This is a genomic window from Clostridioides sp. ZZV14-6387, assembly GCF_020657835.1.
Classification (GTDB): domain Bacteria; phylum Bacillota; class Clostridia; order Peptostreptococcales; family Peptostreptococcaceae; genus Clostridioides; species Clostridioides difficile_A.
Genome location: NZ_JAGWCW010000022.1, coordinates 20,622 through 36,833, shown reverse-complemented (window position 1 = coordinate 36,833; position 16,212 = coordinate 20,622). Strand labels below are relative to the sequence as shown.

13 protein-coding genes are annotated in these 16,212 nt (G+C 25.9%); 1 reads left to right on the top strand and 12 read right to left on the bottom strand.

The window, feature by feature from the left end; all coding sequences use genetic code 11:
• Positions 1-32: 32 nt before the first annotated feature.
• The 5 genes from KGF38_RS13955 to KGF38_RS13935 all read right to left on the bottom strand — a co-directional run bounded on the left by KGF38_RS13955 (position 33) and on the right by KGF38_RS13935 (position 6,784).
• Entirely contained in the window at positions 33-1,826 is a 1,794-nt protein-coding gene (locus KGF38_RS13955; protein WP_074179685.1) for an aminopeptidase P family protein, read from the bottom strand.
• 235 nt (positions 1,827-2,061) lie between these two features.
• Positions 2,062-3,453, bottom strand: coding sequence for a peptide MFS transporter (locus tag KGF38_RS13950; protein WP_054270730.1), 1,392 nt, complete (start codon positions 3,451-3,453; stop codon positions 2,062-2,064).
• A 454-nt stretch (positions 3,454-3,907) separates the two neighbouring features.
• Entirely contained in the window at positions 3,908-5,050 is a 1,143-nt protein-coding gene (locus KGF38_RS13945; protein WP_074179684.1) for a peptidylprolyl isomerase, read from the bottom strand.
• A 110-nt stretch (positions 5,051-5,160) separates the two neighbouring features.
• The gene (locus tag KGF38_RS13940) at positions 5,161-6,267 is read right to left on the bottom strand and encodes a hypothetical protein (RefSeq protein ID WP_074179683.1); all 1,107 of its coding nucleotides are present in this window, start codon (positions 6,265-6,267) and stop codon (positions 5,161-5,163) included.
• An 82-nt stretch (positions 6,268-6,349) separates the two neighbouring features.
• Positions 6,350-6,784 carry a hypothetical protein gene (locus KGF38_RS13935; protein ID WP_054270733.1) on the bottom strand — a complete coding sequence of 145 codons (435 nt, stop codon included), beginning with the start codon at positions 6,782-6,784 and terminating at the stop codon, positions 6,350-6,352.
• Positions 6,785-7,049: 265 nt separating this feature from the next.
• On the opposite strand from KGF38_RS13935, the gene KGF38_RS13930 reads away from it, so the two are divergent.
• Positions 7,050-7,427, top strand: a complete 378-nt coding sequence (locus KGF38_RS13930; RefSeq protein ID WP_054270734.1) for a PadR family transcriptional regulator — start codon at positions 7,050-7,052, stop codon at positions 7,425-7,427.
• A 59-nt stretch (positions 7,428-7,486) separates the two neighbouring features.
• On the opposite strand, the gene KGF38_RS13925 is transcribed toward KGF38_RS13930, so the two are convergent.
• The 7 genes from KGF38_RS13925 to KGF38_RS13895 all read right to left on the bottom strand — a co-directional run bounded on the left by KGF38_RS13925 (position 7,487) and on the right by KGF38_RS13895 (position 16,204).
• A complete protein-coding gene (locus tag KGF38_RS13925) occupies positions 7,487-8,398 on the bottom strand; it encodes a sigma-70 family RNA polymerase sigma factor (protein WP_054270735.1) in 912 nt (303 codons plus the stop codon).
• A gap of 78 nt (positions 8,399-8,476) precedes the next feature.
• Positions 8,477-8,737, bottom strand: coding sequence for a hypothetical protein (locus KGF38_RS13920; RefSeq protein ID WP_054270736.1), 261 nt, complete (start codon positions 8,735-8,737; stop codon positions 8,477-8,479).
• Between the two features lie 26 nt (positions 8,738-8,763).
• Positions 8,764-9,126, bottom strand: a complete 363-nt coding sequence (locus tag KGF38_RS13915) for a hypothetical protein (RefSeq protein WP_054270737.1) — start codon at positions 9,124-9,126, stop codon at positions 8,764-8,766.
• A 242-nt stretch (positions 9,127-9,368) separates the two neighbouring features.
• On the bottom strand, positions 9,369-10,607 hold the full coding sequence (locus KGF38_RS13910) for a hypothetical protein (protein WP_074179682.1): 1,239 nt from the start codon (positions 10,605-10,607) through the stop codon (positions 9,369-9,371).
• Positions 10,600-12,318: a hypothetical protein gene (locus tag KGF38_RS13905; RefSeq protein ID WP_074179681.1), complete on the bottom strand. Its 1,719-nt coding sequence runs from the start codon at positions 12,316-12,318 to the stop codon at positions 10,600-10,602. Before KGF38_RS13905 ends, KGF38_RS13910 begins: the two co-directional genes overlap by 8 nt.
• On the bottom strand, positions 12,318-14,444 hold the full coding sequence (locus KGF38_RS13900; protein ID WP_074179680.1) for a hypothetical protein: 2,127 nt from the start codon (positions 14,442-14,444) through the stop codon (positions 12,318-12,320). Before KGF38_RS13900 ends, KGF38_RS13905 begins: the two co-directional genes overlap by 1 nt.
• A complete protein-coding gene (locus tag KGF38_RS13895) occupies positions 14,441-16,204 on the bottom strand; it encodes a hypothetical protein (protein WP_074179679.1) in 1,764 nt (587 codons plus the stop codon). The genes KGF38_RS13900 and KGF38_RS13895 overlap by 4 nt, the downstream gene beginning before the upstream one ends.
• Between the last annotated feature and the right edge of the window lie 8 nt (positions 16,205-16,212).

The window sequence follows — 16,212 nt, the reverse complement described above, 5'->3', positions numbered from 1 at the left end:
TACCTCGATTTTTTATTATATTTAGTTACAAACTATATAGCTCTAGTATATACTTTTAACCATTCTCTTTCTTCATCAGTTAAGAAAGAAGATATTTTATCATAAACTAGTTTATGATACCAGTTTAAATAATCTTTTTCATCTTGATTCATTAACTCTGGAACTATACCATCTAAGTCAATAGGAGCTAATGTAACAACTTCAAACTCCATAAATTGACCATAGAAGTTCTTTTCAGCTTTTCTAACTACTATTTCATTCTCTGTTCTTATACCATGAGAACCTTCTATATATATACCTGGTTCATTAGTAGTTACCATTCCTTCTTCAAGAACTGCACTATCAAATCTTTCAGGTACTACTCTCCATCTAAATCCATTTGGTGCTTCATGAACATTTAGCACAAATCCTATACCATGTCCAGTTCCACACTGATAATCTATTCCCATATTCCACATACAACTTCTAGATAATATATCTAAATTATATCCTCTACAACCATGTAAAAACTTGACTTTAGAAAGATTTATCATACCTCTTGCCACAGAAGTAAAGTGTAGTTTTAACTCATCACTTATAGGTCCTAATACTGTAGTTCTAGTTATATCAGTAGTTCCATCATAATATTGTCCACCTGAATCTACTAAGAATAACCCTTCAGCTTCTAACTTATAGTTTGATTCTGGAGTAGCACTATAGTGCATCATAGCTGCATGCTCTTTATATGCAGCAATTGTATTGAAACTTGGCTCAAAGAAACCTTCTTGTTCTCTTCTTAAGTTTTCTAATTTTTCAGTAGCACTTATTTCAGTTATTTCAATTTTACCGACATTTGTCTTTAACCAGTACATGAATTTAGTGAAAGCTACACCATCTTTAATGTGTGAGTTTCTTATATTTTCTAATTCTATTTCATTTTTTTGTGCTTTAAAGAACATTACTGGATTAAATTCATCAACCTTCTCAACTTCACAAGGTATGTTATTGTAAATCGCATAGTTAAGCTTAGTTCCATCTACTAAAACTTTTTCAGCCTTGTCTATAGATTTTACAAACTCATATACATCATTATATGGCTTTATTTGAACATTCTCTTTAGCTAGTTCATTTAATATTTCTTCATTTAATTTGCTCTCATCAACAAATAGGTAAACTTCTTTTAAAGTTATTACTGCATAAGAAAGTACAACTGGATTGTATTTAACATCTCCACCTCTTATGTTAAACAACCATGCTATATCATCAAGAGTAGTTATTACATGAGTAGAAGTACCCTTTTCACTCATTTTTTCTCTTAATCTACTTAATTTTGAACTAAAATTTTCTCCACAATATTTAACATCTAATAAGAATGCCTTACTATCTGATAAAGTAGGTCTATCTTTCCATACACTATCTATTAAATCATATTGGTATTCTACCTTTATTCCTTTTTTAGATAATTTTTCAGCTAATGTAGCTCCTTCTTTAGCACATATAACTCTACCATCAAACCCTAAAGTTCCACCTTCAGGAATATTTGTATATAAATATTCATCTGTAGTTGGGCAACCTTCTTGTCCCATTTTAAATAATTTTATAGTACTTCCTTCTAATTGAGACTCTGCCTGTATGAAATATCTTCCATCTGTCCATAATCCAGCTTCATCTTTAGTAACAATAACTGTACCAGCTGAACCATTAAATCCTGATATAAATTCTCTTGATTTAAAGTAATCTCCTACATATTCACTTTGATGATTATCAGAAGATGGAATCATATAGGCATCTATATTTTTTTCTTCCATAAGTCTTCTTAATTCACTTAATCTGTCTTTTATATTCACAACAAGACCTCCTCAAAATAATAGTTTTAATAACTAAATATATAAGTATGTAAAGTTTATTACATAAATATTTCTCTTATAATTTATATAAATCTTATACACTCTAATTATCACAATTATAATTTTAATTATATTATGTATCTGTGTAAAGCTTTTTTTCATAATTAAAGAGGAAATTACATTTTTATTTTATATTTAAATGTAATTTCCTTTATTTTCACTAATTTAGTATGAATTATTCTTCTTTTGTTAATAAATCCATAGCCATTAATTTTGTTAATATATTTCTTATTCCTAATAATATTAAACCAAATATTATTAATACTGATGCTATTCCTCCAAATATCTGTAAAAAACCAAGTGTAGCTGTAAAACCAGCAATTTTCCCTGATAATAAACTCGCAAAGAAACTTGTTAAATACCATGCTCCCATAGATAATGTAGCATACTTAGCTGGAGCTAATTTATTAAACATCGCAAGTCCTATAGGAGACAAAAATAATTCACCTACTGTTGTAAATATATAAGTTACTACTATAAACAACATGCTAGCCTTTACCATTCCATTTGGACCGTTAGCTAATGTAGAAAATACCATCACTATAAAACCAACACCCATTATTATCATTCCTAAACCCATTTTAACTGGAATAGAAAAGTCACCTCTTTTAGTATTAGATAATTTAACCCATAAAGCAGCTAATACTGGGCATAAAGCTACACATAATATAGCATTTAGTGATGTAAGCCATGCTACTGGCATTTCAAATCCAAATACAGTTCTATTTACATTATCCCTTACATAAATCATAAATGAACTTTGTGTTTGATAGTATGCTGTCCAGAATAAGACCACAAATAAAAATAAAACAACCATTGCTATTATTCTATTTTTCTCTAACTTAGTAAGTGGTCCATACTCAATTTTTTCACCTTTATTTCCTTTAGTAACAGGATGTTTTCCAATTTCATTTAGTAATTTTGGCGCAAGAAGTGTAAATATAATCATACCTAACATCATACCTATACCACAAATTAAAAACGCCATCTTGTATCCATAAGATACTATATCACCACTTGCTCCTCTTACTGCAAAGACATTATCAGAAAGCAATCCACATATTATTGGAGCTATAAATGCTCCTACATTTACTGCCATATAGAATAAACTGTATGCTGCATCTTTTCTCGATACATCAGTTTTAGGATATATATCCCCAACTATATTTGAACAACTTGATTTAAAAAAACCATTTCCTAAAATGATTATTGATAGGCCTACCCAAACCATTGCAATAGATGTTGATGAAGCAAATAGTACAAAATCGCCTATTGCTATTAAAAGTGCACCTATAGAAATACATTTTTGTTGACCTAAAACTTTATCTGCTAACCAGCCACCAACTAATGGCGTAAGATATATAAGACCTGTAAATAATCCAAACATAGATGTTGCTTCTTGTGTAGAAAGGCCTAAACCGCCTTGAGCTATACTTGCTGTAAAAAATAATACCAATAAAGCTGTTAAACCATAATAACTAAATCTCTCCCATAAAATTGTCATGCAAATAAGCCAAAAACTCTTCGGATGACCAACTTTTTTAGATACGCTTTCTGTATTTGACATAAAAAAACGCCCCCTCATTGTTTTTATAGTTAAATTTAGTACTAAGATTACATTAATCATTTTAGTACATACTTATAATATCATCTTTTTTATGTTTACTCAATAGATTACCATCAGTATTTTCATTTTTTTATTATTATTTTTAAAATTATGAAAAATATTATTTTTCCAGTATTTTAAACTAAAAATATTAATATATATATATTTAAATAATATCTTTAATATTTAATTTTTTTTGTATTTATTTTTTTGATTTTCATTTATTTTTATTTAAATAATTCAATTCTGAAATATTTTTTATTAACCTTTTTTGCAAGTTATTTTTTTATCAATTCATGTGTGTAAATTGTTTTTATTATGAAATAACAAAAGCTATTTTAAATTCTCTATTTGAGAACAAAAATAGCTTTTATCTATATATCAAAATTTTCTTTTTTTAATAAATTGACTTAAATTATTGTTTAGCTTTCATTTGGTATTTATCTGTAATTTTAACTTTATATTTTTCTTTTAAATTTGTTATAAGTAAATTTTGTTTTTCTGATGTTAGACTACTTACTAAATCTGATTTTATTTCTTCAAATGGTTGATATTTTTCATCTGTCTTCTTAATTATATGATATCCATAATCACTTTCTACAAGTTTACTAGATATTTCACCTTTTTTCAATGCAAATGCAGCCTTTTCAAAAGACTCAACCATCTGACCTTTACCAAAGAATCCTAAATCTCCACCTGACTCTGCACTACTATCTTCAGAATACTTTTTGGCTAGAGTAGCAAAGTCTTCTCCAGCTTGTGCTTTTTTAAGTATCTCTTCAGCTTCTTTTTTAAGTTCAGCTTTTTTACTATCACTAACTTGTTTACCTTTATCATCAACAGTTTTTATTAAAATATGTGAAGCTCTAACCTGTAAATAATTGCTCTTGTTTTTATTGTAATAATTCTCAGCTTCTTTATCAGTCACTTTTGCTTTTTCACTTAAGTATTTTGATGCTACTAGTTCTTTTTTCATATCAGCTTTTATATATTTTTCAGTCAAATCAAACTGTTTTAAAAATTCTTCTTTAGTCATGCCCATTGCAGATTCTATGTTAGTCATTAAATTATTATATTGAGCATCTAGTTCATCATTAGTTATACTTACTTTTTCTTTAGTTGCTTCAGTAGATAATATGTCAGACGTAATCATAGTCTCAATCATATTTGATTCATATGAACGTATTTCATCATCACTCATAGTAGTTTTCGCATTTAAATAAAATAATGGCTCCATTCTTTTTCTCAACATCTCACCTGTTATTTTTTTATCCCCAATAGTAGCCACTGCTTCATTGCTACTATAATGCTTTGAAGTGGCTGGTAACTTTCTCCCAGCTTCTTTGCCAAAAACATAACCTCCACCTAAGCATATAGCTCCTACTGCAACAATTGCTACAACTGCTTTAATTGTTTTGTTACTTAGTTTTATTTCTCTTTTCTTGACTTTGTTGTCAGTGTTTTTTTTATCTGACACATCATCTTTTTTAGAACTTACATTATCTGACTTTTTAATTTCATCTAATGAATTTTCTTTTGGATTTTTTTCTTCAGACATTAATATCCTCCTTAATTTTGTTTGTACAATACTTCACTTTTATTATTTTACATTAAAATAATATTAAATGTGTGAATCAGAAATGAAACTCTCATGAATTTAAAATGAAATTAAATATTTCTCAAACTATATCTTATAAAATTTCTTCCTACTTTTGTATCTCCATACTTTAACATCTGTATAACTTCATTTTTTTCTTTTTGCAAATAAATAGAACATTCTTCTAAAGACTTAAATATCTCTAATACTTCGCCTTTTTTATTTACTAATTCAATCTTTTTCTTTCCACCTCTTTTGATTATAGACTTATATTTTTTAAAATATTCATCATACTCCTCATCGATACATTCAAATTTATAATTCATTTTTAATGCCTCAATTTTATCATTGGTTAAAATTTCATTTCTCTTTTTATCAGAAAGTCTTGTACTAAATATCTTATCATTTAGAATATTAAATATCTCAGATGGAGATTTACTATTTTCTAAATAGCTCCATTCATTTTTACAATACTCTTCTATATTTAACACTTTACTTAAATACTTTATGGCATCTCCAAAATAATCCATATATCCATATTTTAAATTTTCTCTTATATATCCTAATGGTACTTTAAGGGCTTTGCTACATTGTATATGTGTATCAAAAATATTTTCTTCTTTAGTATACAAGTTTATTGCTTTTATACTTTTTCCCCTTTTTATTTTTATTTCTTTTATGTAATCTAAATCTTCTTCTGCTAGGTATTCACTTGTTTCACATATTTGTTTTTCTTCAATACGACTTTTTAATAAAACACAACTTTCTCCTTGGTCAAGTTCTTCAACTTTTTTTGAATCATCTTTTTTATTTTCAATTAATGTTTCCTTATCTCCATCACTTATATATTTATCAATAATTACTGTTTCCACTTTATTCAATATTTTATTATCATTATTAACATTTGTTTTTTTTATACATGGTACTTCGTTTTCATTACTACATACTATATCTTCCTTATCTAAAATTTTATCATCTTCATTAGACAAAAATATTTCTTGTTCTAAAACTTTAACTTCTTTATTTTCAATTTCTTTTTTATCAGTTAATACTTGTTCCTTTTCGATTAACTCTTCTTTATATAATCCCTCTTCATTTTTTAATACTATTTCACCTTCTTCTTCTGCTTTATCAAATTTTTGTCTTTTTTTCATAATACCAAACAACTTTTTTAACACTCAAGGTTCCTCCTAATACTTTCTATACCCTTATATTGCCATATAAAATATTACTTTGTCAAAACTCTTATTTAGTATATAACTACTTATTACTATTTTCTTGATAATTTCTTGATAAATCAGTTTTCCATATAACATAGTCTACAGCTATTCCAAGTGCAAGCATTATCCTTCTTATTGATAAATTCTCTATATCAAAATCATCTTCTGTGACTTTTTCATAATCACTTTTTGGCATAATAGCTTCCATAATCTTATTTAAAACCATGTCTTTTGCTAAATCACACTCTTTCGAAAAATGTTCTTCATTATCACATAATGATTGTGCTAAAATAACTAGTAACCTTCCCACAGTTAAAAAACCATGTTTTAGACTAAAGTTTTCATTATTATTGATTTCACCATAAATCTTATTTATAATATTATCTACTATATTAGTAACTATCTTGTTATCTTCTTCATTTATCTTTTTGATTTGTTCTAAAATAGTTTCTTCTTGTATATTTTTATTACACATATTTATTCACCATTCCTTTATTTAAAATTTTGCTTATAGCATAAAACTAAACATTTTATAACCTATTAATTGTTGTTTGCGACTGTTTGATGTTATATAATAATAATCAAGCGTATATAAAAGTTATATAAAATATATAAATTAAAATTCATAGTGTAGATTCAATTATATTATTCAAATACATAATGTAAATTATTTATCATGTAAATTGTCTATTAATACTCTATCAGAATTTATAAAAATAATATTTAAAAGGAGAAAGTATATGAAATATTCAACAATGGGTATGAAAGCAGTAAATACAAAAGAAAATGACAATAAATTTTCTAGTGGCATATTTTTAGAGCTATACACGTTAAATTTAATGATAAAAAAAGACGATTGTGTTTATGGGAAAGAAGTTACAGATTACATAGGTAGTTTTAATTTGTCTTGGAAACCTAGTAACGGAACCATGTATCCAATAATAGAAAAAATGCTCACAAAGGGTCTTATTGAAGTTGCAACAAAAAAAGAACGTAAAAAACTCTATAAGATAACTGAAAAAGGAAGAATCTACTACAATGAGAGGGCTGCTGAGTTTAAACAAATGCTAATAGAATCGGCAAACTTTTATAATACCATTGCAAGTGAATTAGAATAATTCCAAAGAAGACCACTCTTCAAGTTAGAGTGGTCTAAATTTCATATCAGTAATGCTTCTCATTCACTTAAGTAATTAATTAATCTAACAGCCTTTTTCAATTTAGATTTTGCACAAGCTCTTTTTTTATTTATTGTTCCTCTGCAAAGTCCAAACATCTCTGCTATTTCTGAATCAGTATTATCCTTCATATACCACATCACTAGTATTCGTCTTTCAAATGTTGTAAGATCTTTAAATATATTAGAGCATGTAATTCCATCAATCCAATTGTTATTTAAAAATTCTTCATCATATATATTTATAGTCATATCCTTTTCAATTATCGCAATCGACAATTGTAGATTATAAAAAAGCTCGACATAATCGAGCACTTCATCTATTTCTTTTTGTGCATTTTTATCACAAATAGTTTCTTCTATCGGTAATTGTTGATCAGAATCATATATATTAAATATCTTTTTCTGATAGTATAGGCCCCTTGCTATAGGGTCTTTAGATAATTTTTCTAAATGTCTAAAAACATAATAATGAAAATTTCGCTTTACATAATTGTGAAAAGACGGTTTTGTATCTTTATATTTATGACACATAGATAAAAAAATAGCACATATCTCCTGTTGTATATCTTCTTTATCATTATTTGAGAATATACCAACTATTTTTGCAACTGTCTTATCTGCAATCATTTGACCATGACCATTAACAAAATACGAATTTATTTTCAATCGTTCATGTTCTTCTTCTACAAATAATTTAATAAAACTTCTTATTGAGTAATCCTCTATAGAATATTGTCCATATACTATTAAAGAAATATACTTATTTAACATTGCTCTAAACGAATTAATTAGTTCTTGTGCTGCATCTTTTGATCCAGCTTGTAATTCATATACCAAATCATGTATTTTTTGATACTCATTCATTCCATATTTTTGCAAATTATTTTTATAAGTTATTTTTTTTTTCATATTATATACCTTCTTAGCATTATATTATTACTTCTTATCTATTAAGATTATAAAACTATACATTTATACTAAAAATATCTAATCAAATAAATATTTTCTTTCATTAAGTAAACCAGGAACTGACTTGTCTGCCAGTTTCTCTATGTATTCAAAGCATTTTGGATGTATATGCCACTTAAATTCTCTCTTTCTTTTATATTCATCTATAGAAAATTGTTCTGGCAGTATTGGCTTATTACATATTTGGCATATCATTATCTCTCCTTTTCTTGGTGGCTCTGGTACTTTACTTCTTTTTGTAATATAATTTTCTATATTTTTATCAATAGTAAAATTCATATTTCCCCTCCATAAGTTTGATAAAATCATATATAAACTTCTGTAATATCTTTATGTACATTCTCCTTTGATTTTAATATCATAGTTTTAATATCATAGTTCAATTTCAATTCTATTTTTTTAGTTTCACAATCTCTTATTAAATCTGTTAATACATAACTCTTTATAACAACGGTCTTTGTAATTGAATTGTAGAGCTTTATATTAAATAACAAGTTTTTATTTTGTAAATCAAACTTCAAGAAATAATAGTTTAAATCTTCTTTACTTATATTACATATCAATATATTATTAATAAATAACTTTAACTCATCAATGATTTTAAAGATAAGATTAACTATTTTAGTTACTGTTTTTATTTCACTTTTATTTTCATATAATAAATGCATAGTTTTCACCTCCTAATTTTCAATCTCACTCTGCCTACTATTTTAATAATAAATCTAAGTATAAGAGTATATAGGTCACTTGTCACAATCGACAATTAATAAACAAAAAAAAAGTCTTCTATAAAAGACAAAGTTTAAAAACGTTTTATTATAAACCTACACAAACACTATCAAAAGTACCACCTCCAAATTTGTACTACTAATTATATCACATACAAAATATTAAATACAGTTATTCACACCTAAAAATGCTCTGAATCCTCTCCAGAATAGCTATAATTTATATCAATACTCTTTATATTCATTTCACTATAAGTTTCTCCTATTCTACATTTGAACATTAAGTTTTGACTAGGAGGTCTAAATGGAAAAGCATCGACTATTTTATGATAATATTCACCTTTATCTTCATAATATATATCAAATATAAAGTCTTTAGAATACTTTCCACCATCACTGCTATTATTAAAATGGGGTGTTATACCTGTAATCATTACATCTCTCTTTTCATCAATATTACATTTAAAACTAAATGTAGAAGATTCATAATTATTATAATAATTTATATATGCTCCTAATGATTTTATACCATAAACGAAAGTTCTTAGATTTGTCTCACATTCTTCATAATTATAACTTCTTAAAACTATCTTTATTTGATTAACTTTTTTATTAGGAAAGTTTATTCTAAATGCTCTAACTGAATTTGAAAATTCATTTGTTGAATTATTTTGTGTTATTGCTGAATGATATCCAATTCCCTCTACTTCTTCCCAATAACTAGAATCTCCAAACCTTATATATACATTTTTTACACTGCATAAAAACGGATGTATATATATTTCATTCATTTCTAATGTAGTCATAATATCTTCTGGAAGAGTAATCTCATATTCTGTGTCCAAAAAATCTACAGAATTACCTGTAACTACTCTTTTTATCCAATATAGATTATTATCTTTAGAAAAAGGAGCATACACATCGTTGTCCTTTTCTGATATAACACCAAAACTAGTAATTTTCGTTTTAACTGATAGACTTTTTGGAATAAACATGGAATTTGAGACATCATCGAAAACAGCTAATTTTGAAATTTTTTTTGAAGGTCTTATAGTTATATCTGATGTTATATTGTTTATTATGGCTCCAAAAGTACTCTCATCAGACTTACAATCTTGTGGTAAGATTATTTTTCTTCTCAATTTATTAGACTTTTGTATATCAATATACTTATTTAATAACTGATTATATTTTTGTATCAAGTTTGAGTTTACAGCTTCTAGTTGAGCATTTTCAAGTTTTATTAAATTTATATTATCATTTAACATACGTTCTATCTCATTAGTTTTATTAAACAAATCTAATATATCATTTAGCATGTTATTTTGATTATCATTATGCATTGAACTTGTATTTATAGCTTTATATCCAAAATCTTTTCTATTTGATACTGGTAAATTATTAATAACTACTTTATTCACCTAATCCCCCCCTTACATCATAGAATGTGTCTATTTCTTCTTGTATATTTCCAATTATATCTGCAAAACTTCCATAACTGCAATTGGAGTCTATAGACACGTCTTCTTTCATTACATCTAACCTATCTATCTTATCACTTAATTTTCTTATATTATGCTCTGCTTGATGGTACATTGAACTTATCTTATAGCTTTCTTGTGCTCCTCTATACCTATTATTAAACCTTACAGCATTTGGAACTTCATCTAATACTCTATTTGAAGTGTCGTATACTTTACCATCTACATGAAAAATCTTACTTTCTACATTAGATTTATTACCTGAATAATCAGTTGTATAAACTCTAAACATATAATATCCTTTTTGAAGAGGTTGTGTCATAATGGTCTCTCTTTGAGTCTTATTATATATAATTGGTGAATTATCTAAGGTGATTGGATTAATATCACTTTCTACAGTATGTAAACACCAATTATACTCTTTAATACCTGTTGTAACTATTGTTGTAGCTACATTTGATTCTGTTACTACCTTTGAGTTTAAATCTACTCCTTCTACATAATATTGATATATACTTCCTGTATCTGTAGAAGTATACTCCAAAATGACCTTTCTATCCTCAGTAGTATACTGATTTGTTATACTTGGTTTAATTGGAATAGATGTATCTCCTGGCTTGTCTTCAACAGACATATTTTCAGTCAATTGTTTCATTCTAAAAATAGTATTTGCCAATATCTTCTTTTCATATTCCGCTATATCTTCAATATCATCTATATTGTGTCCTATTTGAATCATAGCTGTATTATTCCATGTTGTAAGATAATAGGAAGATGCTTTCTCTTGTGAAGCAGACCAATTTGAATTTCCTTCTATTTTTTGTGGTACTATATTAAACCATATATCTCCATAAGCAAAATTTGATGTAGTATGAGTATATGATATTTTTATTTTTTCTTCATTATTCACCATATTCCAAGGATATAATGTAACTGAATCTGATTTATTTACAACTACTTCATTTCCCCATACAGAACTTGTGAATCCATGACCTTCATCAAAAAATATATTATTGTCATTCCACTTTCCAACTTTTATATTAAAAAACTCTCTTAATTTATTCAAACTTTCATCTTCTCTAAATATAGATGAAATTAAATCATGACTCGCAATAACACTTCTATTTGTTTTCATAAACTCAAATATAGCATCTAGTGCTCTTTTGTTTAATTTATTTTCAACAATATAATCTTCACCACTAGAAAATCCGATAACTATTACATCATAAATATACATCCCTCTACTATCTTTTAAAAAATCATCTGGATTTTCACAAAATTCTCTATTTGATACAGGAGTTACATTTATCTTAGCTAAACCATACCCTCTTGCATCTTCTTTACAAGGCTCTTCCATCCATTTTTTTAAAGAAGCAGATTTCTTAATGGTCCATGTAATACCTCTATAACATTTAAAACTAATCTCTTCTCCTATATTTGGATGTATATTTAATACCTTTATGTCACTTTCTAATCTTTCTAGTTCACATACAGAAATAGTTTGAAATACTTCGTCAACAGAATTCCCAAAATCATCTCCTATTTTTTTTCTAAATACTCTATACAAATGTGGTGAACTTGATGTATTCTCCCATTTTAAACTAACTTTATTTTCTCTATCAGATGATTTCGTATATAATGTTATTGACATTATTCAGCCACCACCTTTATATTATTGATTACAGGAGTAACAGATATATCTGATGTAGATAATTTTGCCATTACTCTACATCTTATTAAACTATTACCATCCAGAGATTTTAATCTTTCAATTGTTGAGGGTAACATATGTTTATATTTTACAAATATTCTAAAGTATTCAGCTGTATTAATTTTTATATCTGGTCTTTGATATTGTGGAATCTTTTTTTCTTTTAATTCAATACTTATAGGGTCATTTGGAGTAATTACATAATTAGGGTCAAACTTTATAACTATACTATCCACATTATCTATAGATTTTATTGCATAATACTTAAGAGAATTATTACTTATATTTTTCACTAAAGAATTATAGGTTATTCTTTCCATCTTTGAACCAGCAAATATAGAATCACTATGAGACATTAAATTAAAATTATGCTTAATGGTTTTTACTGATTTTGATAAATCTAATTCACCAAGTAAAAACATTATTTGAAGTTTATTTTCTCCCTTTTTTAACTTAAATGCATATTTATTATCTTTTTTAAATACTTGTCTTCCATTTACAAGTACAACTACATCAAATACTTCTTTATCTTTCTCAAAACTAAAGTATTTATTTTCTATTATAGTTTCTTCAAGACAATTAACATACTGACTCATCACTATATAATTCCATTTACTTTTACACATTATCTCCATTGTATTTGCATCCATTGGAGCTATTCCAGTGACTCTATGCTTTGCATAATCATTTATAGATACTCTCAATGAACTTGGATATTCTTGATTGTATTTATCACTTACATCTAACCTCTCAATAAGCCATTGAGAATGTCCTGTTCTCATTTCAATAGAATTTAAATTTACATACCTTGGAAGTTGTTGTACATAAAATAAAAAGTTTTTTAATTGTATATCAAAATCGCGTCTTCCAAATAAATCAGATGTATAGTAATTAAGTATTTTTTCTTCTTCGTATAAGAGATTTAAATCTAAAGCAATATTTGGCTTTATGTTCTTCCATTCTACACTATTATTTTTATCTTCTATACCTATGAAATACGATATATTGGTCATAGGTGGCACTTTATTTTGAGGATTTAAAGTTATTTTTGATATAGGTTCATCAACATTAATTCTATTACTTGTGTACACACTGGTTTTAGAGTATTTATCATTATAAAGTGAAATATTATTTAATACAAATAATGAACCTAAGTTATCTAGTTCTTCTTGACCAATCTCATATTTTTCTATTATAAATTTAATTACTAATATATCTTCTTTGTTAAATCTCCATATATTATTTTTTTCTCCTTTATATTTAAACTTTTCTTTAAAGTTCTTATTGTCAGAAGAAATTAATAATGTTATAGTGGTATCCTGTAGTGAATAACCACTAAGTTCAATTCTAGATACTGTTTTAATAGTATCTAACTCTAAATCTATAGTAATCATTTGAGTTTCACTTTTAATTGGTGTTATGTCTAATGATATATTTTCATTAAGAGCCTCATTTAATACCAAATTTATATTTGTATTTGAATCTATCTCTTGCCCATTTAACAATACTTTCAAATTTGACTTACTCAAATCTATTTTATCACTTGGGATTGAATGAAGTTCATTTCTAAGTGTAGAGGTATTGTAATCTATTTCACAAGTTGACTTAGGTATGTTATTTTTTACTAAATTAATAGTGTTCGTATCTTCAAGTGTATTAAAAGTTATAACATAAGGATAATACGATTTTTTTTTGCTTGAAAATTCATTTGCTATTTCTGAATAAGCAATAATCTTATTTGCTTCGTTATATATGTTTATCATTTCTAAGTCATATTTATTTATAGTCTCTATAGAAGATTCTACTTGATTATTATGTACTTCATAAATAGATTTCAAATCATATTCTATATTTTTAAACATAGTATTAAATTGTTCTTTATCTGAATTTTGATATGGTAATAATGTAAATGGCTTAAAATATGGTAACCCAATTATTTTTTTCTCAAAAAACTCACTTATAAACTTGTTTACTTCGTAAAAAGTTACTAAATCACCATTATTCAGAAGTCTTTTTATTATCTCTTCTTCTTTAATTTTTAATTGATACTCTTGAATGTTCATCATATAATTTCCTCCGAACCTACATCTATCCTATAATTATATACTATAGGTGACTCATCAATTATTTCATCTGGTCTATCTAACTCTATTTTCAACCTAAATTCATTCACATCATTAAGCATATCAACATATGTAATATTTTTATTTCTATTTATAGTTGATATATTACTATTTATAACTATTGCACAAGAGCCATATTCAGCTCTATGTCTTGGTCTTATTCTAGTCCATACTGAACCATCATCAAAACTTATATAGTATTTAATATAGTCATCAATTTTTTTATTTTCATCTAAATATTCCATAAATCTTCTTGGTATGTAATCTTTAGAATTCAAAGTAATTGACCTTATACTTTCAGTTGATAAAAAATTTTCTGATAAATATACTCCATATTTATCATAAACCTTGTATTTAAGTTCAATATTTTTTATACCTATAACATATCTCTTTGCATTTACTTCTTCATATTGAAACTTATAACTATCTTCACTTATCTTTTTATAAAATAATTGAGATTTCACATACTCTCTTGTTGAAAATTTGTTTGTTGACTTTGTAGATGGATAAATTATATTTTTATTATCATGGTTATACTTAAGACCTATAATCTCTATACTTTTTTGAGGTTTATCAAATTGTATATAATCTTTATTATTGTCATAAAAAAAATATGGAATTTTAGTTGGATCTATATTTAAAAAATACTCTCTACATACTTTAGTAAAATTGCTATCTTCTTGCTCTAATTCAACTACAATTTCTTTAACTATACTTGATTTAAAGGTTATTATATTTTCTTCCTTTAAAGATTCGTTTAGTTGTAATATTTGAACATTCTCATATTTATCTCTTACAACTATCCTTTTTATTATAGGGTTATGTAGATTTACATTTTGATTTGGTATTCCAGAAATTTTAAACCAATTTATATTAACAGGAATATCTAAAACAATCTTAAAATGTAATTTTAAAATCTTATCATCACTTATCCAACTTATACCTTCTTTATACTTAAATCCAACCATTGCAGTTTTTATTTTTATATCATCTTCTAAATTATACATTTCAAACTCAAACCAAGTATCATCATTTCCATCTAATATGTCTGATAAATATATATGAGGATCATCTTCTCCAATATATTTTATTTTATTGTAAGATGAATATATTTCATGTGTATTCCCAGGAAAGCCATTTGATACATCTAGAATTTGTATATTTATATTATCATTTACACATTTACTCGATATTGTTGCTAATGTTAATGCTCTATTTAATACACTACAAGAAACATTATTTAAGTTGTTTATATTACTAATTTTTGTAAAATCATCTGAATAAATCATATTGCTGACAGTTTTCAAGGAGTCTACTTTTTTATCTAGTTCATTTATCTCTATTTCTATACAATTTAATTTGTTAATTAATAGTTCATTCTCTTCTTTAACATCTTTAAAATATATTTGTAAGTTATTTCCGATTTCCTTATAACTGCATATTAAAATATGCATATCACATTTGGCTTTTTTCAACATATCACTATAGCTTGAAAAGGATGGTATATCTACTGCCTCATGGAATTCAAATAATGGTTTTCCAAGTTTATTATAAAAATCGATAATCATATTTTTAAATTCATAAAAATACTCTGTTTTTGTTTTGATTTTCCCAGAATCAAAATCCTTATTTAAATCCTCTATTAAAATTTTAATTCTTTCTTCAAACAATATACTTGGCCTTTTATATTTATAATTATTCATATTATCAC

Coding starts and splice junctions, on each gene's coding strand:
- KGF38_RS13900 (WP_074179680.1), bottom strand. CDS start 14,444: ATGATGAACATTCAAGAGTATCAATTAAAAATTAAAGAAGAAGAGATA.
- KGF38_RS13935 (WP_054270733.1), bottom strand. CDS start 6,784: ATGTGTAATAAAAATATACAAGAAGAAACTATTTTAGAACAAATCAAA.
- KGF38_RS13915 (WP_054270737.1), bottom strand. CDS start 9,126: ATGCATTTATTATATGAAAATAAAAGTGAAATAAAAACAGTAACTAAA.
- KGF38_RS13905 (WP_074179681.1), bottom strand. CDS start 12,318: ATGTCAATAACATTATATACGAAATCATCTGATAGAGAAAATAAAGTT.
- KGF38_RS13895 (WP_074179679.1), bottom strand. CDS start 16,204: ATGAATAATTATAAATATAAAAGGCCAAGTATATTGTTTGAAGAAAGA.
- KGF38_RS13925 (WP_054270735.1), bottom strand. CDS start 8,398: ATGAAAAAAAAAATAACTTATAAAAATAATTTGCAAAAATATGGAATG.
- KGF38_RS13920 (WP_054270736.1), bottom strand. CDS start 8,737: ATGAATTTTACTATTGATAAAAATATAGAAAATTATATTACAAAAAGA.
- KGF38_RS13930 (WP_054270734.1), top strand. CDS start 7,050: ATGAAATATTCAACAATGGGTATGAAAGCAGTAAATACAAAAGAAAAT.
- KGF38_RS13945 (WP_074179684.1), bottom strand. CDS start 5,050: ATGTCTGAAGAAAAAAATCCAAAAGAAAATTCATTAGATGAAATTAAA.
- KGF38_RS13950 (WP_054270730.1), bottom strand. CDS start 3,453: ATGTCAAATACAGAAAGCGTATCTAAAAAAGTTGGTCATCCGAAGAGT.